Source organism: Halostagnicola bangensis, assembly GCF_054653435.1.
The window spans coordinates 1211946-1237919 of record NZ_BAAIGG010000002.1 but is presented as its reverse complement, the minus strand read 5'-3'; the positions used below and the strand labels follow the sequence as shown (position 1 = coordinate 1237919).

The 25974-nt window shown below is 61.9% G+C and carries 25 protein-coding genes, 3 tRNA genes and 1 other RNA gene; 17 read left to right on the top strand and 12 right to left on the bottom strand.

Features of this window, described 5'->3' with window-relative positions; all coding sequences use genetic code 11:
- Window positions 1–45: 45 nt before the first annotated feature.
- Window positions 46–606 (bottom strand): DUF7978 family protein, encoded by a 561-nt coding sequence (locus tag ACYQ14_RS07815; RefSeq protein ID WP_459886760.1) that lies wholly within the window; start codon window positions 604–606, stop codon window positions 46–48.
- A 281-nt stretch (window positions 607–887) separates the two neighbouring features.
- Between ACYQ14_RS07815 and ACYQ14_RS07810 the strand changes: the two genes are divergently transcribed.
- The 5 genes from ACYQ14_RS07810 (at window position 888) to ACYQ14_RS07790 (ending at window position 4999) form a co-directional block, all read left to right on the top strand.
- Complete coding sequence (locus tag ACYQ14_RS07810; protein ID WP_283834871.1) at window positions 888–1265, top strand: hypothetical protein; 378 nt, start codon at window positions 888–890, stop codon at window positions 1263–1265.
- A 212-nt stretch (window positions 1266–1477) separates the two neighbouring features.
- A complete protein-coding gene (locus ACYQ14_RS07805; protein ID WP_459886757.1) occupies window positions 1478–3745 on the top strand; it encodes a bacterio-opsin activator domain-containing protein in 2268 nt (755 codons plus the stop codon).
- Between the two features lie 240 nt (window positions 3746–3985).
- Window positions 3986–4288, top strand: a complete 303-nt coding sequence (ddfA, locus tag ACYQ14_RS07800; RefSeq protein ID WP_459886754.1) for a DdfA family disk-determining factor — start codon at window positions 3986–3988, stop codon at window positions 4286–4288.
- A gap of 7 nt (window positions 4289–4295) precedes the next feature.
- On the top strand, window positions 4296–4472 hold the full coding sequence (locus ACYQ14_RS07795; protein ID WP_459886751.1) for a DUF7576 family protein: 177 nt from the start codon (window positions 4296–4298) through the stop codon (window positions 4470–4472).
- A 125-nt stretch (window positions 4473–4597) separates the two neighbouring features.
- Window positions 4598–4999, top strand: coding sequence for a hypothetical protein (locus tag ACYQ14_RS07790; RefSeq protein ID WP_459886748.1), 402 nt, complete (start codon window positions 4598–4600; stop codon window positions 4997–4999).
- 368 nt (window positions 5000–5367) lie between these two features.
- On the opposite strand, the gene ACYQ14_RS07785 is transcribed toward ACYQ14_RS07790, so the two are convergent.
- Both ACYQ14_RS07785 and ACYQ14_RS07780 read right to left on the bottom strand, forming a co-directional pair.
- A tRNA-Thr gene (locus ACYQ14_RS07785) sits at window positions 5368–5439 on the bottom strand.
- A gap of 166 nt (window positions 5440–5605) precedes the next feature.
- Entirely contained in the window at window positions 5606–6277 is a 672-nt protein-coding gene (locus tag ACYQ14_RS07780; RefSeq protein ID WP_459886745.1) for a DUF7114 family protein, read from the bottom strand.
- Window positions 6278–6337: 60 nt separating this feature from the next.
- Between ACYQ14_RS07780 and ACYQ14_RS07775 the strand changes: the two genes are divergently transcribed.
- A complete protein-coding gene (locus ACYQ14_RS07775; RefSeq protein WP_459886742.1) occupies window positions 6338–7036 on the top strand; it encodes an enoyl-CoA hydratase/isomerase family protein in 699 nt (232 codons plus the stop codon).
- An 83-nt stretch (window positions 7037–7119) separates the two neighbouring features.
- Here the strand turns inward: ACYQ14_RS07775 and ACYQ14_RS07770 are convergent, their stop codons facing one another.
- The 3 genes from ACYQ14_RS07770 to ACYQ14_RS07760 all read right to left on the bottom strand — a co-directional run bounded on the left by ACYQ14_RS07770 (window position 7120) and on the right by ACYQ14_RS07760 (window position 8926).
- Window positions 7120–7914: an NAD+ synthase gene (locus ACYQ14_RS07770; protein ID WP_459886739.1), complete on the bottom strand. Its 795-nt coding sequence runs from the start codon at window positions 7912–7914 to the stop codon at window positions 7120–7122.
- A gap of 110 nt (window positions 7915–8024) precedes the next feature.
- Window positions 8025–8414, bottom strand: coding sequence for a fluoride efflux transporter CrcB (crcB, locus tag ACYQ14_RS07765; RefSeq protein ID WP_459890018.1), 390 nt, complete (start codon window positions 8412–8414; stop codon window positions 8025–8027).
- A 122-nt stretch (window positions 8415–8536) separates the two neighbouring features.
- Complete coding sequence (locus ACYQ14_RS07760; protein WP_459886736.1) at window positions 8537–8926, bottom strand: fluoride efflux transporter FluC; 390 nt, start codon at window positions 8924–8926, stop codon at window positions 8537–8539.
- Between the two features lie 249 nt (window positions 8927–9175).
- Between ACYQ14_RS07760 and ACYQ14_RS07755 the strand changes: the two genes are divergently transcribed.
- Window positions 9176–10114, top strand: a complete 939-nt coding sequence (locus ACYQ14_RS07755) for a cation diffusion facilitator family transporter (RefSeq protein WP_459886733.1) — start codon at window positions 9176–9178, stop codon at window positions 10112–10114.
- Window positions 10115–10120: 6 nt separating this feature from the next.
- Here ACYQ14_RS07755 and ACYQ14_RS07750 read toward each other — a convergent pair whose 3' ends face one another.
- Window positions 10121–10696 carry a cysteine hydrolase family protein gene (locus tag ACYQ14_RS07750; protein ID WP_459886731.1) on the bottom strand — a complete coding sequence of 192 codons (576 nt, stop codon included), beginning with the start codon at window positions 10694–10696 and terminating at the stop codon, window positions 10121–10123.
- Between the two features lie 120 nt (window positions 10697–10816).
- Between ACYQ14_RS07750 and ACYQ14_RS07745 the strand changes: the two genes are divergently transcribed.
- The 3 genes from ACYQ14_RS07745 (at window position 10817) to ACYQ14_RS07735 (ending at window position 15273) form a co-directional block, all read left to right on the top strand.
- Window positions 10817–12469, top strand: coding sequence for an Hvo_1808 family surface protein (locus tag ACYQ14_RS07745; RefSeq protein ID WP_459886728.1), 1653 nt, complete (start codon window positions 10817–10819; stop codon window positions 12467–12469).
- Window positions 12466–14019 carry an Hvo_1808 family surface protein gene (locus ACYQ14_RS07740; protein WP_459886725.1) on the top strand — a complete coding sequence of 518 codons (1554 nt, stop codon included), beginning with the start codon at window positions 12466–12468 and terminating at the stop codon, window positions 14017–14019. Before ACYQ14_RS07745 ends, ACYQ14_RS07740 begins: the two co-directional genes overlap by 4 nt.
- A 93-nt stretch (window positions 14020–14112) precedes the next feature.
- The gene (locus ACYQ14_RS07735) at window positions 14113–15273 is read left to right on the top strand and encodes a nicotinate phosphoribosyltransferase (RefSeq protein ID WP_459886722.1); all 1161 of its coding nucleotides are present in this window, start codon (window positions 14113–14115) and stop codon (window positions 15271–15273) included.
- Window positions 15274–15432: 159 nt separating this feature from the next.
- Here ACYQ14_RS07735 and ACYQ14_RS07730 read toward each other — a convergent pair whose 3' ends face one another.
- Window positions 15433–16035 (bottom strand): TIGR00296 family protein, encoded by a 603-nt coding sequence (locus tag ACYQ14_RS07730; protein ID WP_459886719.1) that lies wholly within the window; start codon window positions 16033–16035, stop codon window positions 15433–15435.
- A gap of 102 nt (window positions 16036–16137) precedes the next feature.
- On the opposite strand from ACYQ14_RS07730, the gene rnpB reads away from it, so the two are divergent.
- Window positions 16138–16574: RNase P RNA component (gene rnpB / locus ACYQ14_RS07725), an RNA gene on the top strand.
- A 71-nt stretch (window positions 16575–16645) separates the two neighbouring features.
- On the opposite strand, the gene ACYQ14_RS07720 is transcribed toward rnpB, so the two are convergent.
- Together ACYQ14_RS07720 and ACYQ14_RS07715 are read right to left on the bottom strand one after the other, a co-directional pair.
- Window positions 16646–17548: an esterase/lipase family protein gene (locus tag ACYQ14_RS07720; RefSeq protein ID WP_459886716.1), complete on the bottom strand. Its 903-nt coding sequence runs from the start codon at window positions 17546–17548 to the stop codon at window positions 16646–16648.
- 459 nt (window positions 17549–18007) lie between these two features.
- A tRNA-Arg gene (locus tag ACYQ14_RS07715) sits at window positions 18008–18080 on the bottom strand.
- A 159-nt stretch (window positions 18081–18239) separates the two neighbouring features.
- On the opposite strand from ACYQ14_RS07715, the gene ACYQ14_RS07710 reads away from it, so the two are divergent.
- The 4 genes from ACYQ14_RS07710 to ACYQ14_RS07695 all read left to right on the top strand — a co-directional run bounded on the left by ACYQ14_RS07710 (window position 18240) and on the right by ACYQ14_RS07695 (window position 21334).
- Window positions 18240–18371 carry a hypothetical protein gene (locus tag ACYQ14_RS07710; protein WP_459886713.1) on the top strand — a complete coding sequence of 44 codons (132 nt, stop codon included), beginning with the start codon at window positions 18240–18242 and terminating at the stop codon, window positions 18369–18371.
- A 1-nt stretch (window position 18372) separates the two neighbouring features.
- Window positions 18373–19821, top strand: a complete 1449-nt coding sequence (locus ACYQ14_RS07705; protein ID WP_459886710.1) for a single-stranded DNA binding protein — start codon at window positions 18373–18375, stop codon at window positions 19819–19821.
- A gap of 64 nt (window positions 19822–19885) precedes the next feature.
- Window positions 19886–20317: a histone gene (locus ACYQ14_RS07700; RefSeq protein WP_283834854.1), complete on the top strand. Its 432-nt coding sequence runs from the start codon at window positions 19886–19888 to the stop codon at window positions 20315–20317.
- A 3-nt stretch (window positions 20318–20320) separates the two neighbouring features.
- Window positions 20321–21334 carry a histone deacetylase family protein gene (locus tag ACYQ14_RS07695; RefSeq protein ID WP_459886707.1) on the top strand — a complete coding sequence of 338 codons (1014 nt, stop codon included), beginning with the start codon at window positions 20321–20323 and terminating at the stop codon, window positions 21332–21334.
- A gap of 93 nt (window positions 21335–21427) precedes the next feature.
- On the opposite strand, the gene ACYQ14_RS07690 is transcribed toward ACYQ14_RS07695, so the two are convergent.
- Window positions 21428–21886: a DUF4395 domain-containing protein gene (locus ACYQ14_RS07690; protein ID WP_459886704.1), complete on the bottom strand. Its 459-nt coding sequence runs from the start codon at window positions 21884–21886 to the stop codon at window positions 21428–21430.
- Window positions 21887–21930: 44 nt separating this feature from the next.
- On the bottom strand, window positions 21931–23412 hold the full coding sequence (gene cca, locus ACYQ14_RS07685; RefSeq protein ID WP_459886701.1) for a CCA tRNA nucleotidyltransferase: 1482 nt from the start codon (window positions 23410–23412) through the stop codon (window positions 21931–21933).
- A gap of 96 nt (window positions 23413–23508) precedes the next feature.
- On the opposite strand from cca, the gene ACYQ14_RS07680 reads away from it, so the two are divergent.
- A tRNA-Asn gene (locus tag ACYQ14_RS07680) sits at window positions 23509–23612 on the top strand.
- A 232-nt stretch (window positions 23613–23844) separates the two neighbouring features.
- Window positions 23845–25905 carry a copper resistance CopC/CopD family protein gene (locus ACYQ14_RS07675; protein ID WP_459886699.1) on the top strand — a complete coding sequence of 687 codons (2061 nt, stop codon included), beginning with the start codon at window positions 23845–23847 and terminating at the stop codon, window positions 25903–25905.
- The last annotated feature ends 69 nt before the right edge of the window (window positions 25906–25974 follow it).

Genomic DNA, 25974 nt, shown 5'->3' with positions numbered 1-25974 from the left:
AACTATCTTCGTGCTATCCGCTCGCTGTCGATTCCTGCTCTCGTCTCACTGCGAGGAGATGATCCCGCCGATTGCGCCGAACACGAGCGGAAAGATCAATCCTGCGAGCAAGATTGCGGTCGCCGTCTCCGGCTCCGCGCTACCGAACGATCCGTTGACGGCGAAGACGTACGCACTCGTCGCTGCGAGCGGCAGGTATCCGACGACAACCGTCGCACCGACCTTGACGCCGTCCTCGATCGATGCGCCCGCTCCGAGTGCCCCTCGTCCGACGAGATAGCCTGCCACGATGAGAACCAGGATGGGGACGATATGATAGACGAATTCGGGAAGTCCCGTTTCTGCCTGCGCGAACATCGTCGTCGTGGTGTCCAGTCCGATGACGTTCACTTCGATATCGACGAAGTGGGTGTTGAAGAACAACATCCCGGCGGCCTCGAACGCGTTCTCCGAGGCAAGCTCGGCAATTCCGTCGGAGTCGAACTCGAGGTCCGTCTCGAGGAGGAGAAAGGAAACGAGGTAGCCGACGGCGAACGCAACCGCTCCGTAAATCCCGCCCTGTACCACTGGAACGTTCTCGAGCAGTCCGTCCGATTGTGTAGACATACCGGGAAGATTTTGGGAGACATATATAAGCTTCGTGGTCATACACGATGTCTGGTATTTCGTCTCACGAATCGCTCTCATACCTCTACCCCCGGCCGAACGGTCGTCGATTCGCGACTCTATCGAAGCCGGACTGGTTCGGTGCGGCTGTATCAATCTAGCACCAGCAGCTGTGGACGGACCTAACGTCATAGCCGATTCGAACGTTTTCTTCCGGCCGTTCTAGTCATCTGTATGGCTGACACAGATGACACCACGATTTCCACTGAGGTGGACGAATAATGGCCTGGCAAGACTTCGTCTTTCTCGCCGGGAGTCTCCTGTCTGTCGTCTTTCTGGCTCCGACACTTCGGGACGCGGCCGCACGCGTTCCGCGAGCGACGAGCGTGCCGTCGATGGTGATCGGCGGTGTCTACTCGCTAACGTTCCTGACCCTCGATATGACGTTCTCGGCGTTCGGCGCGTTTGCAGCCTGTACGATGTGGTCGCTGATCGTCTGCTTTCGCGGCCCGGACGTGGGGATCGGGGAATCGATCCGGAAACGATACCAGAGCCGACAGTGGTGGCTCGTCGCCGACGACTGCTACCGATGGCTGCACCGACTCGCCGGTTCTCGGCGTCCCGCCGAAAGTCGGTACCTCGATTCGCTCGAGCGCTGAAGACGGGACGCTCGCTTGAGCGCTGATGGGGTCGGTTGTAACTGTTTACCGGTCATTCGCCACCCCGATCTGGCGAATAACCGGAAATGACTTACAACTGACTCTATGATACGTGATACATTTGCTGACACTCGCCTCACCCGCCCGTTTTCAAGGAGGATTCCTCGTATTGCCGGGAAACACACAAACGTCTCGCTGTTGGATCCCCAGTAGTGCCACCGCCGATTCCAGATCCCGAACTGCACTTCGAGACGATCGCACAACGTGCTCGTGATGGGATTATCACGATCACGGTCGACAGCACGATACGGTACGCCAATCCTGCCATCGAAGATATCTTCGGATACCCGCCCGATGAACTCCTCGGCCGATCGATTACCGAATTGATGTCGTCAGAGCAGGCTCAGCGGTACCGAGACAGCTTCGATCGATACCTTCGAACGAACGAAGCGACCCTCGATTGGGACGACATTCGCTTTTCGGGTCAACATCAAGATGGCGAGAAGATACCGCTCAGCATCTCCTTGAGCGAGTTCGAACACGACGGAACGCGGTATTTCAGCGGCATCGTTCGCGACGTCACCGACCACCAGCGACGAGAAGCCCAGCTTGCCGGGCTCAACAACTTCGCGCAGGAGTTGACCGAGGCCGAATCGCGCGACGGCGTCTGCGAACGGACCGTCTCGGCCGCCCAGTCGACGCTCGAGCAACCGATCGCCTCGATACTGCTGTACGACGAGGAGGACGGTCGGCTCGAGCCGTGTTCGTGGACGCCGGCCGTGGACGCGCTCTCGATTGCGGATGACGGATCGCTGTTCGCGACGGATCGATCGATCCCGTGGGATGTCTTCGTTCGCCAGGAGAGTCGCGTGTTCACCGACCTCCTCGCGGAGACGACCGTCGACGCCGACGAAACAAATCTTCGAAGCGCGATTTTACACCCGATCGGAACCCACGGCGTGTTCGTGGTCGGGGCGACCGAAAGCGGGACGTTCGTCGATTCGGATATCGACATCGCGAGCATACTCGTCGCGAACGCGTATTCGGCGATCGAGCGGGTCGACCGGGAACGGGCGTTGCGCGACCGGAAAAACCAGCTCGAGGAGAAAACCGAGACCCTAGAGCGCGTTCGACGAATCAACGATATCATCCGCGATCTCACGAAAGCGCTCCGTCAGGCGACCGAGCGCGACGAAATCACGTCGGATATCTGCTCGCAACTCGTCTCGCTGGAGCCCTACCGATTCGCGTGGTTCGGCTCGCTCGATCCGGCGAGCGACGAACTCGTTTCGGAGGCCGCCGCCGGCGTCGAAGACGGCTATCTCGAGGCAATCGTCGAGCTAGTGGACGGGCAACCAGTGGATCAGGATCGTGGGAGCGTGGGGCCTGTAGACGGGGAGAGACTCGATGACAAAACCGCGAACGGCGAGTCAGCGGATGTCGAGCCGGTGAACGCCGCGTCCGAGGATGACGAGTCGATAACCGCCGAATCGGCAAACGGGGAGACGGAAACCGACGATTCGACCCAGTCGCCGATCGAGCGTGCGATCCGGACGCGGACGCCCCGGGTCCAGAATACGATCTACAAGGATCCGCCGTTCGAGCCGTGGCGTCAGGAGGCGATTCAACAGGGCTACCGGTCGAACCTCGCCATCCCGGTCGTCTATCGAGACACGTTCTACGGGGTACTCGATCTCTATGCGACGACGGAGAACGCGTTCAATCAACTGGAGATCGCGGTTCTTCGAGAACTCGGCGAGACGATCGGCTACGCGTTGAACGCGGACGAGCGCAAACAGGCCTTTACGAGCGAACAGTCCGTCGAACTCGCGTTCGACGTTCGCGGCCGCGCCGACCCGATTCTCGACCTGGTTGAACAAACCGACGGTCAAATCGAACTCGAGAACCTCATCGAGCGCCGCGATGGCGCGACGACGATGTTCTTCGCCGCTCACGAGCAGGATCCGGGCGAGGTCAAAGCGTGGGCGAAAGATTCCGAACTGGTTCACAACGTTCGACTGCTGACGGATCGGTCGGAGGAGTGTCTGTTCGAGTGCGTCCTCGACGATTCGACCGTCTGGGCGCAGTTGCTCCATCGTGGGGCCGTCGTTCGCGAGGTCGCCACAACGGACGGGAGCGCGCGGATCGTGATCGGAATCCCACGAAGCGCGGACCCGAGAGCGTTTGACACGCTCCTCTCGGATCGGCTCGACGAAGCCGAACTCGTCGCGCGACGGGAGTACGAGGAGCCGGTCATGACGCCGGAGGAGTTCGAGGCCGAGTTCCGAGATCGGTTGACCGAGCGCCAGAACGAGGTCCTCGAGACGGCCTATTACGCGGGCTTTTTCGAGTGGCCGCGCGAAACCCAGTCGAACGAACTGGCCGACATTCTCGACATCGCACAGCCGACGACGAGCCGGCACATCCGCTCGAGCGAGCAGAAGTTCCTCTCGATGTTGTACGAGGACTCGAGGGAGTAGGTCGTTTCCCGACTGTTCGACAGGCGAGTTTCCCGTGCATGAGTTGTCGTGCGGGTCTCAGCCGGCCGAAGATATCGACGACAGGTCCCAGCCGCTCGGAGATATCGACGAAAGCGGGACCGATAACGAAACTAGGAGTGACGACGGGAGCGGGGCTAGCTTGATAGCCCGTTACCGCGGGAGGTGATATTGTGATACTGGTAACGGCTATCCGGCAAGAGTTCTAACGAACACTGTACAATGAGTCCATTCGAGTCTGCGTCGACCCCCTCGCAGCCAGTTAGCCAGCGAGTTGTTCAAGCGGTTGCTGAAAAGAAGGGTATCGACCCCCTCGAGCTCGATCCGATCTTCAACGCCGTCGATCCGGAAAGTCTGGATACCCTGTTCGAACCGACGAAATCCGGTCGTCCGCGAGCGGTGGGTTCAGTCACGTTTTCGTATGCCGAGTGTATGGTGACGATCGATGCGGACGGGTCGATCGACATCGCTCGAGATGCGTTAGCCCAATCGTCGCCGCAGGCCGAACCGACGAGCGTCGACTAACGAAGAGATGATTTCGACCCCTTCCCCCAAATCGATCGCGAGGTGTGAACACTGCGGTTCCGTTATCGACACGACCGAGTGGCATCCCGCAGTTATCGAACCGGACGGCGATGCTCGAGTCCAGCTCTTCTGTGGACCGACCTGTCGGCAACAGTGGGACCCGTCGTCGGTCACGCGTTCGTGAACCGGGATCCAGCGGCCGAACTGCAACTGTAGAACTGTATACTTGTCAATTATTATCGTGGCCCGTCCCGAATTAGTCGAATACACACCACAAAGCATGTACCAAACGGGTAATTCTTCCCGTGTATGATTCACCGAAGAGCGTTCTTAGCTGGTGTGGGGACGGCGACTGCAGTCTCGCTTGCGGGTTGTACGAGCGAAGCGGTCGGCGATTCCTGCGAGGAGGAAACGGTCGTCGACGAATACGACACGTACAGCGCCGGGCAAAACGTCACGTGGCGTATCGAGATGGAGGAGAACCAGAAGTTAGCGATCGAGGCGGTACAGACCGGCGACGGTGCTCGACCGAAACTCGAGGTCGAGAATCCGAACGGAACGCTCGCCGCGGAGGTCGGTCCGTCGGAGAATATCGACCGAACGGTGACGGCTCAGACCGACGGAACGTACTACGTTCGATTCGTCAACGAGGCGTTCATAAACACTGGCCAGTGGGATATCACGATTACCCTTCGCTCGGAAGGCTGTTAGCCGAATCCCTGCTGAACCAAGTAATTTGAGGAAAACGCGACACGTAAACGGGGAAGTGCGCTCGCGGGGTTCCTTTCTCGCTTTTTATCTCCGGAAGACCGTCTGATAAACGGCTGTCCTTCATGCCGAAAACAGCCGTAAAACTATGCTAGAGCAGTGTTGTATGGGGATTACAGTCTGCCACAAAAAGCAAGCCTAGGCCGGAATTTGAATCCGATGGCGAGACGGTCTCACTCGCGTTGCTCGCGGCAAGCCGCTCACATTGCGGTTCTCACTTTGTTCCGAACCGCACACTGCTCGTGAGCATGCGACTCGCGTGTTTCAAATTCCGGATGTGGGTTCGCTCCTCACCGTCGTTCGTCGCAGAAAGCCTAGGCCGGAATTTGAATCCGGGCTCTCGTCCTTACCAAGGACGCGCTTTACCGCTAAGCTACCCAGGCACGCATGTAATCGTTGACTCGAGTCGTCTTTATGCGTTTCGATTCACCGCAGGGCGTGGGTACGGTTCACTCGAGTCGTGGGCCGTCGTCAAACTCGCTGTGAGTCCGTTATCGAATCCGCTACGAATCAGTTCCAAAACTCACTACGAATCAGTTCCAAAACCCGCTACGAATCCGTTGCTGACGTCGCTGGATCCGGGCTGTGACCGTCCTCCGGGGTTGCTTCGGCCGGTTCGGGATCGTGTCTCGAAACGCAGTCCGTCGCGGGCGGGAACCTCGAGCCGGCAGAGTCGGCGATATCAGTCGCGGTCTCGAGCAGAGCCGGCGTCGGCGTTTTGCCGACGGCCGACGCGCCGGTGAGCGCTGCGAGCTCGAGGACGTTTTGCTCTAACTGTGCGCCGGTGTCGCCTTCGGACGGCTCGAGGTCTGATTCAGCTTGTCTGGTCTCGTTTCGGCCGAACTCCTGGACGGTCCTGACGGCCTTTCCGGCCGCGTCGGTACGCGCCAGCAGGTAGAATCCGCGGGCGACGAGGATGTCGGCCGCGAGGATCTCGAGATCTCCGGCATTGTCGCCGTCGCTCTCGGTCCACGGTTCGTCGTGGGCGAGCGCTCGAGTCAGTCGAAGCCCTTCGTAGATCAACTGGACGCCGGCGGCGTGGTGGTCGATCCGCTCGAGGTCGCTATTCGGTTCGAGTTCGCGCGCACTCTCGAGCGTCAAGACGGCGGGGACCATCGAGGCGTCTTCGAGCGTCTCTTCGATGAAGTCGTACAACCTGGGTGGCTCGACGTCCGAAACTGCATCGCGGGCGGCACGCCGACAGTTGTCGGCCCTATCCATTAACGGAAGGTTACGACGGGCCGGCCAAAGACCTTTGGAAACGGACGGCAGAGACGAGACATGATTGGTTCCCAAGCGGACGGGCGAGTCCGACGGATCGTCTTCGACAGGCCGGCCGCTCGCAACGCGCTCACGACCGACGCGCTCGAGGACCTCGAGGCGGCCATCGAGGCGGCCGAGGAACCGGTGATTCTGCTCGAGGGGAACGGTCCGGCGTTCTGTGCCGGTGCCGACCTCTCGGTCGTCGAGGATCTCGACCGCGAGGGAGCGGAGGCGTTCGCTCGTCGAGGTCAGCGCGTCGCCCGGACCATCGAGGAGTCGCCTGCCGTGGTCGTCGCCGGAATCGACGGGCCGGTCAGGGGCGGCGGCTTCGAGTTGGCGCTTGCCTGTGACGTCCGCGTCGGGACGCCCTCGGCGACCTTCGGCGAACCCGGCGTCACGTTCGGTCTCTTCGGTGCCTGGGGCGGCACCGTTCGACTTCCGCGGATTATCGGCGAGGGCGACGCCCTCGAGTTCGTGCTCTCGGGCCGGGTCGTAGGGGCCGAGGAGGCGCGCCGAATCGGGCTCATCTCTCGAATCGAAGCGGAACCGCACGTCGTCGCCGAGGAAATCGCGGAAAACGCACCTGATGCGCTCGCGGTTCTCAAGCGTCGAATCCGAGATGATCGCGAGCGGCCGATCCAAGAGCGTGCGGAAGCCGAGGCGTTCGGCGAACTGCTCGAGGCGCACTCGGCTGACGGACGGTCGCTACTCGAGTAGTCCGCCGGCGGACTCAGCGAGAAAACCGCCGGCGGACTCAGTGGGAAAATCGAAGACCGACGCGAAGCGACAGTCGACGCGATTCACTCGAGCGGTTCCGGTGCGGGCGGGGCGTTACGTTTGTGTTCGCTGGCTTCGTACATCCCGCGCACCTCTTCGATTGTTTCTTCCTCGACGGAGAGCAATCGGCTGGTCGCCGTCGCCGAAAGCGGTCCGTCGATGTGTGTCGCCAGGATCGAATCGAGCGTATCGTAGCCAAAGCCCATCTCCGACTCGTCGGTTTGATCCTCCCAGAGCTCCGCCGTGGGCGTCTTTTCGACCAGATCCTCCGGAACGCCGAGACTGCTCGCGACCTGTCGAACCTGTTGCTTGTAGAGGTTCCCGATCGGGTGGCAGTCGACGGCTCCGTCGCCGTACTTGGTGAAGTAGCCGACCGCGGCTTCGCTTCGGTTGCCGGTTCCCAACACGAGTCGATCCTCGTGGTTGGCGACGAGATAGTTCAGTACCGCACGCACTCGCGCTCGCGCGTTGCCGACTGCGACGTGGTCTCCTTCGGCTTCCGGATAGGCAGACAGTAGCGCGTCGATGATCGGTTCGACCTCGATCACGTCGTAGGTGATCTCGAGGTCGACCGCGACTCGTTCGGCGTCGCTCATGTTTTCGTCGCTGCTGACTCGCGCCGGGAGAACGAGGCCGTGGACGTTCTCCGAACCGAGCGCCTCGACGGCGAGATTGGCGACCGTCGTGCTGTCGATGCCGCCCGAAAGTCCAAGAACCGCACCGTCGGCTCTGGCGGCGGCAACTTGCTCTCGAACGAACGTCTGGATGTGTTCGCGTCGTCGCTCCAGTTCCCCCTCCGAAAAGCGAAGGTCGATCATGGGTCGGCCTACGGCGGGTGACTCCTAATAGGCTCCCCCGAACGAAAAAAAGTGTATGAATGTCCGATTCTCGAGATTGAACTACCGATCGGGAGATGACGGCCGCACGATCAGACGAGCGAAACGAGAATCCAGGCGAGACCGATCGCAGCGAGCGAAACTGCGAGATTCGCGCCGGCGTTGACGACCGCGAGCCGTCGGTCGCCCCGCTCCCAGAGCTGGACGGTTTCGACCGAAAACGACGAAAACGTCGTAAACGAGCCGCAAATTCCGATTCCAACCAACTGGACGAGCGACTCGCTCGCGCCCGCGAAGGTCGCCAGCGCGAAAACGAAACTGCCGACGACGTTGACCGTCAATGTCGCCGCTGGGAAGTCCTCCCAGGACACGCGGAGGTAGATCCAGTGTCGCAAGATTGCGCCAATCGCTCCGCCGGTGCCGACGATATGGGCTGGTTCCGGATCGAAGGCAAAAGCGGGCTCGAGCAAGACGGGGGCAATCGAGTGGAGAGTGAGGGCCGCATGGAGGCCGAGAACGGCGTGAAGCTCGAGACTCGAGTCGACCGCCACCGAGACCAGCCCAATCAACAGCGCGCCGGCGGTCGGGCCGTCGATCACCGAACTCACGACTCATCACCCCGAAGCGCTCGAGCGAGTTCGCGGCCGCCGAGGACGCCAACGAATCCGATGCCGTAGTTTCCGGCGACGATGCCGATGGTTAACAGCGGATCGCCCGCCGTCGCCGTCTGGAGTGCGAACGTGCTGTAGGTCGTCAACGACGAGAGAAATCCGGTGGTAAAGAGGAGTCGCGACGTCTGGTTGACGAGCCCCGAATATTTCGCTTCGTACAGCAAAAAGCCGAGCGCGAGGCTTCCGAGCACGTTGACGAGTAGGACCGCCTGCACGTCCGAGAGCTGTCCGAGGGCGAAAAACCGGAGGTTTGAGCCGGCGAAGCCGCCGATACCGATCAGTGCGAGCGTCTCGAGTCGGACGAGTGGGTGATCCGTTGCCATGGCTGAGTGGTCGAAACAGGGACCGTCAGCCGGCAGTCGGTGATTTTCGTCGAAATCGTCGGTGTTTCGTTCGCGAGTACGACCGGCGGTTGGATCAGGCGGGCCCCATCGCCCGGATATCCCGGCATACTCAGGGGGATACAAAGAGATTTGTGGATGAATTCGACGCTGACGCTTCCGAATCGGGGCTCGCACGCGTCTCCGAGTTCGAACGGAAAGACCCAAGTTTAGACTGGCTCTAAACCGAGTATGGACGGCGACTCGAACCGGCGCGGATTTACGCGCGCCTCGTGGGCGAACGTCCTCGGCAATGCGGTTAAAATCATCGTCGAGGGCGCTGCAGGCCTCTTATTCGGGAGTATCGCGTTGATCGCCGACGCCGCCCACTCGATCGCGGATCTCATCGCGAGCGTCGTCGTGCTCATCTGGGGCCGGAGTTCGTTCGACGAACCGGACGACACTCATCCACACGGTCACGAACGGATCGAACCGCTGACGGCGCTGTTCGTCGGTGCGGTGATCGCACTCCTCGGGCTCAATTTGCTCTATAGTTCCCTCGAGGGGATCGTCTTCGGGACCGACGTAACGTTCAGCTACCTCCTGTTCGGCGCGCTCCTCTTTGCGATCGCCGACATGTACCTCGTCTATCGGTACACCGAGTACGTAAACGCGGATATCGGTTCGACGGCGCTAGAAGCGCTGGCGACGGACTGTCTCAACGATATCTACACGTCCATCGCCGCGCTTGTCGGGGTCGCCGGCATTCTCTTCGGGTTTCCCATGCTCGATCCCATCGCCGGCGGGCTCGTGAGCATCCTCGTCATCTCCCAGGGCGTCAGTATTGGCCGCGAAAACCTCGACTACCTCGTCGGCGCGGCGGCGACGCCCCAACAGCGCGAGCGGATCACCGAAACGTTGCGCGACCACCCCGACGTCGAGGGGGTTCACGATCTGACCGTCTTCTACGACGGCACCGTCCTCGAGGTCGAAGTCCACGTCGAGGTCGACGGCAACATGCCGTTTCGGCAGGCTCACGACATCGAGTCGACTCTCGTCGACGATCTTCGGAACCTCGAGGATGTCGGCGACGCGCACGTCCACCTCGACCCCTCCGGAATCGGTGAGTGGAAGGACCAGCCCGATCGGTGGCGAGCGGACGGCACGACATCGGCTGAGGAGGGAGAGTGAGGCGGTTCAGCCGTCGAACTCGAGTTCGTCGCTCTGGATAACTTCTCCGAACAGCCACTCGGCGTGGTCGAGGGTGTACTCGCGGTGACCTTCCTCGATCGCACCGATACAGTCTTCGACCATGAGCGGGCGGAAGTCTCGAAGTCCCGCACTGCCGCCCGTGTGGAGCACGCAGACGTTAGCGAGCGTCCCACAGAGGACCAGATCGTCGATTCCGCGAGCGTTCAGCCATCCCTCGAGTTCGGTCTGGTGGAACGCGTCGTAGGTGTGTTTTTCGACGACGTGATCGCCCTCTTCGACCGCGAGTTCGTCGACGAGTTCGGCGTCCCACGATCCCTTGAGGACGTGCTCTCCCCACTGCTCGAACTCGTCGTAGTAGTGGGCGTCTTCGAACTGTTCGGGCGGGTGAACGTCGCGCGTGTAGACGATCTGCGTTCCAGTCTCGCGAGCACGCGAAACAAGATTGGATATCGGATCGATAACTGATTCGCTCCCCGGCGCGTACAACGAGCCGTCGGGGTGACAGAACGCGTTTTGCATATCGACCACGACGACCGCGGTGCTGTCTGACTCGAGATCCATACTCGATTCTAGGCGAATGGTCATAAAAACGTTCACGCCAGGTTTGTTCTGGTCCTGGTGCGCTCGCTCTAACCATCGTACTTTTTACACTCGCTTGCCAAGACAGTGTATCTATCTCGAATGAACCCGACGCGAACGCGGGTGCTCGGTGTCGTCCTCGTCCTTTCGATAGTCTCGCTGTTAGTTGTGGTCGCCGGTGTGGGATTCCCGCTCCTGTCGATCGGCGACGGTCCGACGCAGGACTGGCCCGACGATCCGTCGACGGAAGACACCGTCGGGTACGTCGAGGGCTACTGGTACGACGACGAGCTTTCCGTCGACGAGAGCGACGATGCGACGGTCGCCGACGACGACCTCGACGGCGTTATCAGCCGATCGATGGCTCGAGTCGAGACCATTCGTGGGCTGACGTTCCAGGACGAGGTCTCGGTCGATGTCATCTCTCGCGAGGAGTTCCAGGCCCAGGACGACGCGATGGTGACGGATCCCGACGCCGACGAACGGCTCCACGAGAACGTTCGGCTCGAGGCGCTGTTCATGGCCGATCGCCAGACTGACGCGATCGGCGAACACGAAGCGCTGTACGACGGCTCGGTCGCCGGCTACTACGATCCCGAAACCGACGAAATCGTCATCGTCTCCGACAACTCCGACGAGCCCGAGTTGAACGAGATCACGCTCGGTCACGAATTGCTCCACGCGCTGCAGGACCAACACTTCGACCTGACGAGTTACGACCGCGAGACGCAGGATCAGGACAACGCAAAGAACGGTCTAATTGAAGGCGACGCGGTCTGGGTCGAGACCGAATACGAGGAGCGATGCGAGGACGAGTGGGCGTGCACCCTCCCGTCCACGGACTCTCCAGAAGAGCCCCCGGCGATCAACTGGGGACTCTACCTTACGACGTTTTTCCCGTACGATGACGGCCCCGGATACGTCGACTCGATTCTCGAGGGAGATCGGCAGGGCGACGACGCGTACGACTGGGACGCACTCGACGCTACCTACGACGATCCGCCGGCGAGTACCTCCGAAGTGATCCGACCCGGCGAGGACCGCGAGCCGCGGGATATCGAAATCGAGGACCGCTCGAGCGAGAACTGGAGCCAGCACGAGGTCGACGGCGAGCGTGCGAACGATTCCGTCGGCGAAGCGACGCTGGTCGCGATGTTCGCTGCTGACGGACTCGACGGTGGGGAGTCGGTGATTGGCGTCGGCGAGTTACTCCCCGACGGACCGTTCGGCGAAATCGCGGGGATCGAGTACGATCACGACTACACCGACGGCTGGGCCGGCGACGAACTCGTCACCTACGTCGGTGAAAACGACTCGGTCGAGGACAGCGGCTACGTCTGGCAGACCGAGTGGGATTCGGAGAACGACGCCGAGCAGTTCCTCGACGGCTATCTCGAACTCCTCAATATCCACGATGCGGACGAGGTCGACGACCATCGGGACACGTTCGAGATCGACGACGAAACCGGCTATCCGGGAGCGTACTTCGTCGATCACGATGGCGAGAGCGTGACCGTCGTTCGTGCGCCCTCGGTCTCGGAGCTGTCGGAACTCGACGCCGACGCTGCGCCAGCGGGCGAGGACACGCTCGAGCTGGATGCGAACGCGACTGATGCGGGGGCCGAAAACGAATCCGACGCGGATGACTCGGACGAAATCGAGACGACCAGCGCCGAGCCGATACCCGGATTCGGAGTCCCCATCGGGCTGGCGGCGCTACTCGTGGGCGCGCTCGCCGCTCGTGTTTCTCGATGACCGGATCGACGCCGTCGGGACCGTCGCCGCGCTCGAGTCCTCCCGCGCGGTCGCGGCGACTCGGGTTGGTCGCGATTGCCGTTCTGATCGTTCTTTCCGGATGCACGCTCCCGTTCGGACCGAGCGGACCCGAGCAGTTCGACACGGACCGAGACCTCGGATACGTTGGAGAGTACGCCCACGACGACGTCCTCGAAATCGACGATCCGGCGGCGCTTTCCGAAGCCGAACTCGAGGCGCTCAAATACCGGTCGATGGCCCGGATCGAGGTCGTTCGGGAACAGAAGTTCGACCACGACGTCGAACTCGAGGTCGTTAGCCGCGAGCAGTTCCGCGAGCGATCCGGCGTGATCGGTTCGGCGGATCCCGCTTCTCCGGCTACCAACGAACTATGGCGCGGAGCGTTCGTCGTCGACGGAGACACCGATGTCAACGACGCGCTCGAGGAACTCTACGGAGACTCCGTGCAGGGCTACTACAGCGCCGACCGGATCGTTATCGTCACCGACGACACCGACGAGATCTGGATCGATCGAACCACGTTAGTCCACGAACTCGTCCACGCGCTACAGGACCAGCAGTTCGGACTCGAGCGAGAAGGCAAAACCGCCGACGAACAACGAGCCGAAAACGCGCTCATCGAGGGCGAAGCGAACTACGTTCCACACCTGTACGACCAGCGTTGTGGATCTGCATGGGAGTGTCTGCCCGATAGCGGAGCACTCGACGATCCCGACGGGCCGGACGAACCGGTCGGTCAGCCGTCCAATCTCGGCCTCTTCCTCTCGATCTACGCGCCATACTCCGAGGGCCCGACGTTCGTCGAGTCCCTCCATGAACGCCACGGCTGGGAAGCCGTCGACGAGGCCTACGAAAACCGCCCGGTGAGCACGTCGCAGGTGATCCATCCCGAACTGTATCCAGACACCGAGCCGGTCACCGTCGAGGTGCCGGACCGCTCGAGTTCGAACTGGGAGCCGGCGACGGACGACGACGGCGGCTCGCACGTCGAGACCGTCGGAGAAGCGACGCTGTTCGCATCGCTGTGGGCCAACGGCGTCATCGACCGCCCGATCGATGAGGGCGTCGACGACGGCCAGGGTGCGGAAAGCGACGGAACCGCACCCCTCTCGCCGTACAACTATTCCCACCCGACGACTGACGGTTGGGCCGGCGACAGCTTCGTCGCGTACCAGGATCGAGACGCCGAGGACGACCGACTCGGTCACGTTTGGCACCTCGAGTGGGACAGCAATACCGACGCCGGGCGCTTTGCCGACGCGTACGTCGAACTCCTCGAAAACCACGACGCGGCGGCGACCGACGCAGACGAATCACCCGCCACGGATGATGGCGGTCAAACGTATCTGATCGACGACGGGTCGTTCGAGGGTGCGTATCACGTCGCCGTCGTCGACGACCGAGTCGAAATCGTCGCCGCGCCGACCGTCGGCGAACTCGCTGAAGTACACGACGTCGATTCGGTCTCGAGCACATCCATTACGCCCGCTTCTGAGCGCTCCCCGGTCGCTGTAGGGGCCACGGGATAGCCGGTGTTGCTCTCGTCCTGCGTCAAGGGTGTCAACACTTCCTCGTCACCGACAGACGGGTAGCTTTTTCGCCCTCCGTCGGAAAGCGAGGGTATGTCGAACCCGTTCGAGACCGTCACAGCGGAGGCGATTCTCGAGGGCACTGCGACCGACGCCTACTTCGACCGGACGCAGACCACCCTCGAGCACGCGGGAAAGAATCCTCACGTCGTCGCCGAAGTGACCGCAGATCAGTTCCCGACCGGCGAGTTTTCTGTTCTCACTGGCATCGCTGACATCGCAACGCTGTTCGAGGGACGAGCCGTCGATATCGACGCCCTGCCGGACGGACAGCTCTTCGACGGCGGACCCGTCGCCCGAATCGAAGGCCCCTATCTCGAGTTCGCCGAACTCGAGACCGCACTGCTCGGCTTTCTCTCTCAGCCGAGCGGCTTCGCGACCGCGGCCCTCGAGGCTCGACTCGCCGCGCCCGATTCGACGCTTCTCTCCTTCGGCGCTCGCCACGTCCATCCCTCGATCGCGACGACGGTCGAACGCGCCGCGTTGCTCGCCGGCTTCGACGGCTTTTCTCACGTCGCCGCGGGGGAACTGCTCGAGCGCGAGGCCAGCGGAACGATGCCCCACGCGCTCATGTTCGCCTTCGGCGAAGGAAACCAGGCGGCGGCGTGGGAGGCATTCGACGAGGCGGTTCCCGAAGACGTTCCCCGAATCGCGCTAACGGATACTTTCTGGGACGAAAAGAGCGAAACGTTGCTCGCCGCGGACACGCTCGGCGACCGACTCGACGGTGTCCGCCTCGATACCACCGGTTCCCGCCGCGGCGACTTCCGACACATCGTTCGAGAAATCCGCTGGGAACTCGACGCCCGAGGCTTCGAGGACATCGATATCTTCTGTAGCGGCGGCATCGGTCCAGCCTCGATCCGGAACCTCCGAGACGTCGCCGACGGCTTCGGCGTCGGGAGCCACATCACGAACAGGGATCCGCTCGATTTCAGCCTCGATATCGTCGAACTCGAGGGCGAACCCATCTCGAAGCGGGGCAAGCTCTCGGGTGTCAAAGACGTGTACCGGACTCCGGAGGGCGGCCACCACGTCGCGCTCGCGGGCGGCGACGCTCCCGACAGCGGCGAAGCGCTCCTCGAGCCGCTCGTTCGAGACGGCGAGATCGTTCGAGAACCCGATCTCGAGGCGGCGAGCGAACGGTGTCTCGAGGATGCGGAGGCTGTTGGATTCAGAGGTCCAGCGGAGTAGCACGGCTATCAGTAGCCGTCTTTCTCATTGCGGCCTGGTGTTCGGCGTCTGTAACGTATCAACGACGCTGACTACTCTTCGACCCGTTAGCATATTCGAGTGAGATCGAGAAGCGACCGGCTCGCTGACCGGGATTTCGTCGGAGAATTCGGTCGCCGATTATACCTGTTCGACGCTTCCGTCGGCTTCGCGTTCGCGGAAGACCTGGCCTTCGAAGAGCGTGACGACGACATCGTCGTCCTGCCACGCCGTCGGTGGGAGTCGGGCTTTCCGACACGCTCGGTCGAGGTACTCGCGCTCGCTCCAGTCGTTCTGGACGGGAACGGTCGGGTAGAGCCAACCGCTTTTGCCGCCGCCGTCGACGGCGACGCCGTGGCTTCCGAGCTCGATATCCGCGAGTGGATCGTCGGTCAACAGTACGTTCTTGACGGTACACACCGAGACGGTGAGGTTGTCGAGTTCCGAGGGTGTCACCTCAGAACCGCACGAATCGTCGCTTGCAGCTTCGATCGCTGCGTCGACGATGACGTGTCCGAGTTGATCATCAGATCGGTAGCCGCCGGCACAGCCGCGGAGGCTTCCGCGGCCTCGAGTCGACTCGAGGCGGACGAACGCGCCCGTTCGCTCGTAAAACGCTTCTCGCATGCTACCTGGATGTTCTCGTTGACCGTTGAGTACGAAAGACTCGACGGATTCTCGTGCGAGTTCGGCCGCACGTGCACCGTCTTCGTAGGAAAGGTCGACGCCCTGTCGCTGGGACATACAAATGTACATGTATGTTGAGACCCTAAAGCGCTTCCATTCAGAAATCCGGTGAGTGTTGCCGACCGAGGGACTTATTCGGCCCCCGATTCTACGATAACTGGGAGAGAGAGCCTGGCTGCCGCGGCGGCTGACTCGGCGACGAGTCGGCTGTCCAACGTGTTCCGCCCCTTGAGGTCGGTTCGCGCTCGCGAGGAAAGTCCCCCCACCGTTCGGGCGGGTGACCGGATGCAAATTCGGAGCGGGAGACCGCTGGCTCTGGAACAGAAACGACACGTCTCGGCCCGACCGATGATGCGTGCGAACCCGACCGAGAGGAAGGGGAGTGAACCCGCAGAGGGCAGACAGCTGGCAAGTGCGATTCAAAATCGCAGATCGCTCGATGCGATCGGCTGTCGACGGCCGAGGAGCGATGGAACGGCGAATCCTCACCGGTGCAAGTTCGCGTCGCTGGTAGCCCGAACGCGCCGCGAGAGCGGGCGACGCGAACGCTCAGCCGAATGCCGGGATGAACAGAAGGGGGCTTATTCCTCTCACCCAGTTTTAACCCCTCGAGTGGCAACGCTCCGTGGTTTCGCGTCAGTAGGTAACCTCGAGTCTCGAGTACCGATTACTCGAAGTCGTCGACGATCTGTGAAACGCAACCGACACCGGATTTCGTGTACGCACAGTGATCGTCGACCTCGTCGGTCACGTCTACGTCGGTGTAGTTGTCCAGGGTCGAACCGCTGTCGTCGCCGAGCAGGCCGCCGCTACAGTCGGCACCGCCGCAGCCGAGGCCGCTCGAAAGCGACTGGAGGTCGTAGCCATAACAGACGCTGTCGTCGTTTTCGGAGTGATAGTTGTAGACCCCCTCTGCGCTGGCGTCGATGCCATAAGCGTACGCCCCCTCAGTACAGACAGAATCGTCGTCCGCGGCGGTGCCGACCAGTGTGACGGTTTCGATGACCACTTCGCCGCCTAGCGCGGTGAGCGTCTCGAGACACGCCCGGCCACCCAGCGAGTGCCCAACCAGCCGAACCGTCGTTTCATCGAGGTCGACTCGGTCGGACTCGAGCCACGACGCGAGCCGCTGACCGGCCGTCTCGGTCCTGCTCTCCGCGCGCCAGTAATTTCGCGTGTCCGCCTCCCACGAGGCCGCGGCAACCGGCGCGTCGTATTCGTTCTCTTCGAGGGCTCGCTCGAGCGTGTACGCCTGGTCCGTGCTCGTCTCGAGTCCGAGCCAGCCGTGGACGAAAACGACGAGTTCCGATTCGTCCTCGAGGTCCTCGAAATTCGCCGCTGATGGATTGCCGGTGGTGAGATCGATCTCCGGGTACTCCGCCGGGGCATTCTCCCAGTCTTCACATCCCGTGAATCCGGTTGCCGAAGCCGACCCTGTTATCCCGGCGAGACCGGCACTACCGACGGCCGTCACTGCCGTCGTTCGAAGTATCCGCCGTCGGCTGACCGTCGCCGACCCGCCATCATTTTCGTGCGTTACGCCGCTCGAGTTCGCGTGTGCTTCGTTCATATTCCCACTGTCACACCTTGATCGACTGCGTCTCAGTGTTGGGCGCAGGTACGCGTCCTGCAGGCACATTCCAGTGCCGTTCGGTGGGCGGATCCTCGAGAAGGTCGCTGGGCTTCGTGATGACTCGAGTTATCGGAGTGACTTGTTCGGAGTATTGTACTGAAGAGCTTTGGTGAGTCGCCATATGGCGTTAGGTTGGGAGATAATGGAGAGACTGTGACGGAGTCTACTCGCTCTCTTCTCGTGGAGTCTTCTGAGGTTGTGGCTGGAATTGTTTAGAATAGCGCCTCTCGGACCTAACCCTCGTCCATAGAAGTCGACGGCGTCTAGTGATTCACCAGAGCCTACTGAAGAGAAACGTCCTGACGGAGTCCAACGCGAACGAAGTGAGCGTTGGGCACGTCAGGACCGAACCTCAAAGCGAGGGCTGAGCAATGCGAAGCCCTCGCGATAAGTGAGCGTCCTGACGGAGATTTGAACTCCGGTCCCTGGCTCCGCAAGCCAAGAGGATAGTCCACTACCCTACCAGGACTCAACTCAACGTACCGCCGTGTAAGTTAAAGCCCTTTCGAAACCCCGCTCTCTGCGTCAGATTCTCGAGAACACACCACACGACCCGTTGAACACGTCGTCGTTCGACGCCGCGACCAGCCGCCGGAGGTTTATATACTATCCCGAACCAGAACCGAGCATGACCGCAGAACCGATCCCCTCGAGTTGGGGTTCAGAACGCCGGAAAGACGCGGTTTCCACCAGCAGCGACGACGATCTGACCGGTCGAATGGACAACGCTTATGCGCGGGCTACGCATGGTTCAGAGTAGAATGAGCGACATCGAGGGGGTTTACGAAGACCTCGAGGCCGACGTCTCGCTCGAGGAGTTTCGCGAGGCTGTCGAGGAGAAAGTCGAGCAGATGGGTGGGCTCGCGGACGAGGAGACCGCAGCGATGCTCATCGCTCACGAGGTCGGCGAAAGCGAGGTTGGCGGCGTCGCCGATATCGAGCCGGGAATGGAGGAAGCGAAGTTCGTCGCCAAAGTGGTGAGCATCGGCGAACTTCGGACGTTCGAACGCGACGGCGAGGACGAGGATGGTCGCGTCGTCAACGTCGAAGTCGCTGACGAGACCGGTGCCGTTAGAGCCTCGCTGTGGGACGACCACGCCGAGGCCGCGATCGAGCAACTCGAGGAGGGCCAGGTGCTCCGAATCAAGGGCCGACCGAAGGAAGGGTTCAACGGCGTCGAAATCAGCGTGGACGACCTCGAGCCGGACGACGACACCGAGGTCGACGTGCAGGTGTCGGATGTCCACACCGTCGAGAACCTCTCACTCGGTCTCTCGAATGTTAACCTCGTCGGAAAGGTTCTCGATACGGATACCGTGCGAACGTTCGATCGGGACGACGGCTCGGAAGGAAAAGTTTCGAACCTCACGCTCGGCGACGAGACCGGCCGAATTCGGGTTACGCTCTGGGACGAGCAGGCGGATCGCGCGACGGAACTCGAGGTCGACGACACGGTGGAGGTCGTCGACGGCTACGTCCGAGAGCGCGACGGCGATCTCGAGCTTCACGTCGGAAACCGGGGGGCGCTCGAGGAGGTCGACGAGGACGTCGAGTACGTCCCCGAAACCACGTCGATCGAATCGCTCGAAATCGATCAGGTGGTCGACATCGCGGGCGTCGTTCGATCCGCGGATCCGAAACGAACGTTCGATCGGGACGACGGCTCCGAAGGGCAGGTCCGAAACATCCGCGTTCAGGACGCGACGGGCGACATTCGCGTCGCAATGTGGGGCGACAAAGCCGACCTCGACATCGGGCCCGGCGACGAAGTCGCGCTCGCAGATGTCGAGATCCAGGACGGCTGGCAGGACGACCTCGAGGCGTCGGCCGGCTGGCGGTCGACGATAACCGTCCTCGGTTCCAGCGAGGAGGGGGCTGATTCAGCTAAGTCAACTGATACCGAATCGGCCGGTCTGTCGTCGTTTGCCGACGCCGGTGACGACGGCTCGGACGAGAGCGAGACTGCCAGTGCGAGCGATGGCGACGCAACCGCCGACTCGTCCGAACCCGAAACCGCAGACGAGCAGGGCAGCAAGGGCGAGGAGACCGAGTTCACGGGTGTCGTTGTACAGGCCGGGAGCCCGGTCGTTCTGGACGACGGCGAGACGACGATGAGCGTGGAGACGACCGCCGACGTCGGCCTCGGAGAAGAGGTCACTGCCCGAGGTGTGATCCGTGACGGCCGTCTCGAGGCGAGCGACGTATTCTGAGCGGCCGAGAGTGTCTCGGGCCGGTAGGAAAAGCGTTAAGGGAGTTACCTTCGGGTATGAAAACATGAACGTCGAACTCCCGTTCGCCCCGGTTGATACGATCATCCGGCGGAACGCGGGTGATCTTCGGGTGAGCGCTGACGCGTCGGAGGAACTCGCAAAGCGGATTCAAGAACACGGGAGCGAACTCGCGATCGACGCCGCCGAGCGCGCGATCGCAGATGGACGCAAAACACTCATGGCATCCGATTTCGAGGTCGAGACGGTGATCGACAAGGACGATCTCGAGTTACCGGTCGCGCCCGTCGACCGTATCGCCAGAATCGAGATCGACGACAAATACCGCGTCTCGATGGACGCTCGGATCGCACTCGCCGATATCCTCGAGGACTTCGCCGACAACGTCGCGCGTGCGGCGGCAATCCTCGCCCACCACGCCGATCGGCGGACGATCATCGAGGACGACATCGAGACGTACTTCTCACTGTTTGAATAAACGATGCAGTTTGGCTACAGCGAGGACTGTCTCGCACACGACCCTGGTCCGCGTCACCCAGAGACACCCGACCGGCTTCGGGCTATTCGAGAGCGGCTGAAGAAAAAACACGGCGTCAAATACGTCGAACCGGATCTGTCGACGATCGAGACGATCGCCGCTGTTCACGATCGAGATTACGTCGAATCCGTCGACGAGTTCTGTGCGGACGGCGGCGGTAACTGGGATCCGGATACGACCGCCGTCGAAGAGAGCTGGGACGCCATCTGCCGAAGCTCCGGATCAGCGTGCTGGGCGGCTGATGTCGCTCTCGAGGGCGCAGACGGTCGAGAAACGCCGTTTTCGATCGGTCGTCCGCCGGGTCATCACGCGGTCTCCGACGACGCGATGGGCTTTTGTTTCGTCAACAACGTTGCTGTCGCCGCCCAACATGCGATCGACTCGAACGACGATGTCGAGCGCGTGGCGATCTTCGATTGGGACGTCCACCACGGAAACGGGACGCAAGATATCTTCTACGACGATGGTGACGTCTTCTTCGGATCGATCCACGAGAAAGGGTTGTATCCCGGCACCGGAGAGATCGACGAGACGGGGACAGGCGATGGAAGCGGAACGACGATGAACATCCCGATGCCCGCCGGGTCGGACGAACTGGGCTATCTCGCGGCGCTCGATGGCCCGCTCACCGAGGCACTCGAGGTGTTCGACCCCGATCTGATCCTCATCAGTGCCGGGTTCGACGCTCACCGTCACGACCCGATTTCGCGGATTCGGCTTCCGACGGAGGCTTACGCGCTTATGACCGATCGATTCCGAACGATCGCCGACGATGCCGACGCCGCGCTGGCGTTCGTCCTCGAGGGCGGCTACGGGCTCGAGGTGCTCGCCGATAGCGTGGCGCTCGTCCACGAGACGTTCGACGGACGCGAACCGATCGAGCCGGGCGGAGAAGTGAGCAATGACGCGGCGTCGGTGATCGAGGATGTCCGCGTCGCACACGGGTTGGACGACTGACTGAGCCGCCTTCTGTTTTCGCACGCGTCGTTTCCGAACTATTCCATCACTGTTGGTTCAAAACGGTGGTGGTCAGTCCCATGTTTCCATATCTTATTCACTCGGCGAGGAGAGGACTCCGAGATCCCTGACGAACGCCACCTGACGGTACATTCGACAGCCGAGACAGAATCCAGTTGTCGCACCGAGTGTCGCGAGCAACCCGACGACGGTCGTCAGCCCGTAGGCAAGAATGCTAGCCGATGCGAGATCAGCTCCTGTCGCGACGACGAATAGGATAGCTGCCGATCCCGTCAATCCCGCGCCGACGACTCGAGCGAATCGATGTGGGAGGGGGGATTCGGTCGTTTTCGGTGGCTCGACGAGAGAGCGGGCAACCCGTTTCCAGAGAAATCCGTAGGGATCAATTCGCCAACTCGAGAGAACGGGAACGAGTAACAACGTTGCAACAACATACACGAGGGCGGGTTCTTGAAGGAGGACGGCACCGAGCGAAAGTGCTGCGGTTATCGCCTGGCCGAATCGTGGCGCTCGTGGGTCAATTTGTGACACGATCTGTTCAACGTAGTAACGGGAACGAACGGTATAAGAATTCCTCAGGGACGGGGGTCGTAGTACCGCGAGAGTTCCTGATCGAACTCCGTCAGTAGGCCGGCAATGTCCTCGCCGATTAGTACCTCGTACTCGTCCTCGAGTGCCGTTTCGACGTGTGCGCCGAGTCCGACGTCGAGCAGGCGGTCGCTCTCGAGAAATTCCAGTGCGGTGGTGAACTCGCGCTCGCGTTCGGTCACGTAGCGATCGTCCTCGATGAACGGTCCGTACGCGTCTGGGTCGTCCGCGTAGGCTTCGAAGAACCCTTCAGCGTGGTTTCGGACGTGTACCGGTGGGCCGTCGTGGCGCTCGAGGGCCGGCCGTTCGGTAACCGCGAGTTCGGCGAAGATGACGGCGGTTTCGTCCGCGAACGTCGTTGCGCGAAACACGTCGAATCCGTAGGTGTCGAGTTTGTCGGTGACCCCTTCGAGGGATTTCCGGAGCTGCGGATAGAGCTGATCCTCGACGAGGTCAGGGGCCTCGAAGCGCACCGCGACTGGAGTCGTAGCGCGGTTCGTGAGGTGGGCTTCGAGGGCGTCGTCTTCGAGCGGCGCGGGTTCGTGGGGCTCGAAAAGCGAGAGACTGGGTGACTCGAGCATTTCTCGGGCGTAGTGCTGGAATCGGGCGACGTTCTCGGCCGAGCAGACGGCGGCGACGTTTCGCTCGGGGTCGGTGGGGTCGATCACGACGAGCGGGTCGTCGAATGGGGGGTCGCCGTTCTCGACCTCGGGGGTTCGAGGTGGCGACGCCGTTTCACTCGCTCGTTCGTGACCCTCGGGATCGAGCCAGATCGGCGGCTTCCAGTCGCTAGCGGCCTCGAGGAGCGGTCGGAAGCCGCCGTACTCGCAGACGAGCAGTTCGGTGAGGTAACCGCTGAACCCCTGGGTTCGGAGGTCGCTTCCGTAGACGCCGATTCCCTTGGCGAACTGCTTCGTGACCCGAACCTCGGCGGCGAGGTTGTCGTCGAGGCGCTCGTTCAGATACTGGGTGTGAAACGGCGTGCGGTCGACTGCAGAGCGGATATCGGTCGCCGACTCGAGCCGGAAACAGGGGACAACGTCGACGTCGAACCCGTCGAAGATCCCCTTTACGTATGGGTGTTCGGCGTACTCCTCGTGACCGTCGGGCAGGGTTTCGTGGCCGACCTCGAGTCCGTACTCCTCGAGCGTGTCGCGCTCGAGATCGGGCGGAAAACGGACGAAGATGTCGATATCTCGGTCGCCGCTGATCCAGGTGTCCCGGGCGGTTGAGCCGACCTGCAGGACGTCCGCCTCGGGACAGCGTTCCGTCGCGGCCGATTCGGCCCGCTCGATGAGCGCGGTGGCAGCCTCGCGGAGCGCTTCCCGCTCGTCGTCGTCGGGATCGACTCGTTCGTCGATCCGAGCGACGACGGTCTCGAAGCTCGAGTCGTCGTTTTCGGCCGTGTCGTCGTTCGACTCGAGGTGTTCGGGATCCGAGCCGCCCCGGTCGGCGTCCTCAGGTGTCATCACGATGGGATACTCAACCACCGCGTGAAAGGGTGTCGAACTCGGTGCGGGCAAAACGAAAGCCCTATCAAATACCCACCGAGTACGTTATGATAAGCCGAAGTAGCTCAGTTGGTAGAGCACCTCGCTGTTACGGCGATTCAGGTCTCCTGTTCGCCGCAGATACGAGGTTGTCCCAGGTTCGAGTCCTGGCTTTGGCGCTTCTTCGTTTGTTGTTGCTCGATCGGCGAGCGTCGCGTATCGGTTTCGGTTTGGCTTCGTTCTCGAGCACACGATTTCGAGGAATGAACCAGAACACGAAGTGGTGTCGAGCGACAAGGAGCGAGCACGTATGCGTTCCTCTCGTAAGCACTGTCTGTCTTCTCGGCGGTCATCATGTAAACGAAAGCCACGTCGGTTGCGACCGCAGGATCGTTGGACTCGAGGTGGTGTATGAGCCGAAGTAGATCGAGTAGCCAGCAGATCGCCGTTCTCGCGCTTTTGCTCGTGCTCGCGGTCGGTCTCTTCGCTCCTGTGGTCAGCGGCCACGCGTATCTGGGCGAAACGAACCCCGATCAGGGCGAGCAACTCGAGGAAGTCCCCGACGATATCGAACTGCTCTACACGGGCGACGGCATCCAGAGCGCGGACGTTTCCGTCACCGGCCCGGACGGTTCGGACGTAAGCGCCGCCGCGTCGATCGATCCCGACGATACTCGGGAGGTAACTGTTCCGCTTGAGGTCGACGCCGGGAATGGTGAGTCCGAATCGGACCACGACGGTATGTACATCGTCGAGTGGGAGGTCCTCGCGGACGACGGGCATACGACCACCGGGACGTTCTTCTTCGCCGTCGGCGACGAGGAACTCGATCGAGACGCCGTCCTCGAGATCCATGAAGACGGAGAGGACGACGACGACCTCTCCGCGCTCGAGTTCGGGTCGAACGCGCTCGTCTTGCTCTCGCTGGTCGGACTCGTCGGCGTCCCGGTAACGATGTGGGCGAGCGTCTATCCGGCCATCAGCTCGAGTGGTGTCTCCTCGGCCGTCGTCGACCGCCGTGCCAAGTGGTTGCTCGCGGGAGCGAGCCTCGCCGCACTCGTCGGCGTTCTCGGGATCGGCGTCGCTCGGAGCCTCGATTCGGACGGCTCGCTTTCGACGGGGGCGTTCGAGGAGTTCCTCGAGACGTCGCTCGGTTCGATCTGGGTCGCACAGCTCGTTCTCGCGACCCTCGTCGCCGCTGTTCTGCTGAGCGCGCTCCGGTGGCGGCTCTCTCGTCGTCGCTGGCTCCCCGTGGCGGCCGTCGGCGGGACGGTCGTTGCGCTGTCCGTGAGCTGGACGAGTCACTCGGCGACGATGATCGGCAGGCTCCAGGGAGTGATAACCGACGGCGGCCACGTTGGAGGTGCGGCGCTCTGGGTTGGCGGGCTCGTGACGTTGGCTCTCGTCGTTCCCGGTGCACTGTCTCGAGCTGAGGAGTCCAATCGTCGGCGGATCGCGGCGACGGCCATCGAGCGCTTTTCGCTGGTGGCGCTCGTCGGGGTCACGCTCGCTCTGACCAGCGGACTGATCCTCGCCGCGTGGCACGTGCCGGATATCGAGTCGCTTCGTGAGACCCTGTACGGAACGGCGCTTTCGGCGAAGACTGCCCTCGTCGCGCTGGCGCTCGGACTCGGCGGGTTCGCCAGGTTCGTCGTCCTCAAACGATTACGGCGAGACTCCGAATCAGCCGCTTCAGACGGCCGTACGCTCCGAACGTTCGTTCGCGGCGTCCGCTTCGAGCTGGGCGTCCTCCTGCTGGTGATCGTCCTCTCGGGGCTGCTGACGACGGCACCGACGGCGGCGCTCGCCGGCGGTGACGACGGCCCCGGAGAGGCGACGATCGAGATCGAGGGTGACGACGTCGATCTCGAGCTGGTAGCGTTACCGGGTCAGGAGGCGGCCGGCATGATCCAACTCGAGGAGAACGAACCGGTCGTCTTCGACGCAACGTTCCTCGCGGAAGGTGGCGGTGGTGACGGAGACGAAGGCGGCGCTGACGGCGCGGACGATGCGGAAGCCGATGATCGACAACCGGCTTCAGCCGACGATCCGTCGCTTACGTTCCACCACGACGACCAGACGCTCGAGGTAGATCTCGAGGAGAACGACGACGGTACGTATTCGGCCGTTCAGGCGTTACCCGATGCACACGAGTGGGAGCTCCGGATCGACGCATGGGTCGGCGAGACATACGTCAGTGAGTGGGTCGACGTCTACGTCGTTCCCGACGGAGAAGGCGGCGGCCACGACGAGTACGGCGATAACGGTGCAGACCACGACCACGATGCCAATGACGGTGCAGATCACGACGGCGAATCTGGCGACCACGAACACCACGATCACGACGAGCACGCGACCGATGATCCGAGTCCGTTGACCGTTCTCTTGCAGTTCGGAGCCGTCGCCGTCGCAGTAGTGGGAAGCGTCGCGGTTGCGATCGAAGCGACACGCGTTGGCGGAGACCGGAACTAGGTCAGGCCTTTCGACGGATCGTGTGAACTGATGACTCGAATTCGATTACCGCACCAGAATCGGCAATAA

Excerpts from the sequence above, each read along its gene's own strand:
- ACYQ14_RS07755 (WP_459886733.1), top strand. The coding sequence starts at position 9,176 with ATGGACGGCGACTCGAACCGGCGCGGATTTACGCGCGCCTCGTGGGCG.
- ddfA (WP_459886754.1), top strand. The coding sequence starts at position 3,986 with ATGAGTCCATTCGAGTCTGCGTCGACCCCCTCGCAGCCAGTTAGCCAG.
- ACYQ14_RS07695 (WP_459886707.1), top strand. The coding sequence starts at position 20,321 with ATGCAGTTTGGCTACAGCGAGGACTGTCTCGCACACGACCCTGGTCCG.
- ACYQ14_RS07750 (WP_459886731.1), bottom strand. The coding sequence starts at position 10,696 with ATGGATCTCGAGTCAGACAGCACCGCGGTCGTCGTGGTCGATATGCAA.
- ACYQ14_RS07795 (WP_459886751.1), top strand. The coding sequence starts at position 4,296 with ATGATTTCGACCCCTTCCCCCAAATCGATCGCGAGGTGTGAACACTGC.
- ACYQ14_RS07815 (WP_459886760.1), bottom strand. The coding sequence starts at position 606 with ATGTCTACACAATCGGACGGACTGCTCGAGAACGTTCCAGTGGTACAG.
- ACYQ14_RS07735 (WP_459886722.1), top strand. The coding sequence starts at position 14,113 with ATGTCGAACCCGTTCGAGACCGTCACAGCGGAGGCGATTCTCGAGGGC.
- ACYQ14_RS07810 (WP_283834871.1), top strand. The coding sequence starts at position 888 with ATGGCCTGGCAAGACTTCGTCTTTCTCGCCGGGAGTCTCCTGTCTGTC.
- ACYQ14_RS07730 (WP_459886719.1), bottom strand. The coding sequence starts at position 16,035 with ATGTCCCAGCGACAGGGCGTCGACCTTTCCTACGAAGACGGTGCACGT.
- ACYQ14_RS07740 (WP_459886725.1), top strand. The coding sequence starts at position 12,466 with ATGACCGGATCGACGCCGTCGGGACCGTCGCCGCGCTCGAGTCCTCCC.
- ACYQ14_RS07675 (WP_459886699.1), top strand. The coding sequence starts at position 23,845 with ATGAGCCGAAGTAGATCGAGTAGCCAGCAGATCGCCGTTCTCGCGCTT.
- ACYQ14_RS07700 (WP_283834854.1), top strand. The coding sequence starts at position 19,886 with ATGAACGTCGAACTCCCGTTCGCCCCGGTTGATACGATCATCCGGCGG.
- ACYQ14_RS07745 (WP_459886728.1), top strand. The coding sequence starts at position 10,817 with ATGAACCCGACGCGAACGCGGGTGCTCGGTGTCGTCCTCGTCCTTTCG.
- ACYQ14_RS07720 (WP_459886716.1), bottom strand. The coding sequence starts at position 17,548 with ATGAACGAAGCACACGCGAACTCGAGCGGCGTAACGCACGAAAATGAT.
- ACYQ14_RS07775 (WP_459886742.1), top strand. The coding sequence starts at position 6,338 with ATGATTGGTTCCCAAGCGGACGGGCGAGTCCGACGGATCGTCTTCGAC.
- ACYQ14_RS07760 (WP_459886736.1), bottom strand. The coding sequence starts at position 8,926 with ATGGCAACGGATCACCCACTCGTCCGACTCGAGACGCTCGCACTGATC.
- ACYQ14_RS07710 (WP_459886713.1), top strand. The coding sequence starts at position 18,240 with ATGACCGCAGAACCGATCCCCTCGAGTTGGGGTTCAGAACGCCGGAAA.
- ACYQ14_RS07770 (WP_459886739.1), bottom strand. The coding sequence starts at position 7,914 with ATGATCGACCTTCGCTTTTCGGAGGGGGAACTGGAGCGACGACGCGAA.
- ACYQ14_RS07780 (WP_459886745.1), bottom strand. The coding sequence starts at position 6,277 with ATGGATAGGGCCGACAACTGTCGGCGTGCCGCCCGCGATGCAGTTTCG.
- cca (WP_459886701.1), bottom strand. The coding sequence starts at position 23,412 with ATGACACCTGAGGACGCCGACCGGGGCGGCTCGGATCCCGAACACCTC.
- ACYQ14_RS07790 (WP_459886748.1), top strand. The coding sequence starts at position 4,598 with ATGATTCACCGAAGAGCGTTCTTAGCTGGTGTGGGGACGGCGACTGCA.
- ACYQ14_RS07705 (WP_459886710.1), top strand. The coding sequence starts at position 18,373 with ATGAGCGACATCGAGGGGGTTTACGAAGACCTCGAGGCCGACGTCTCG.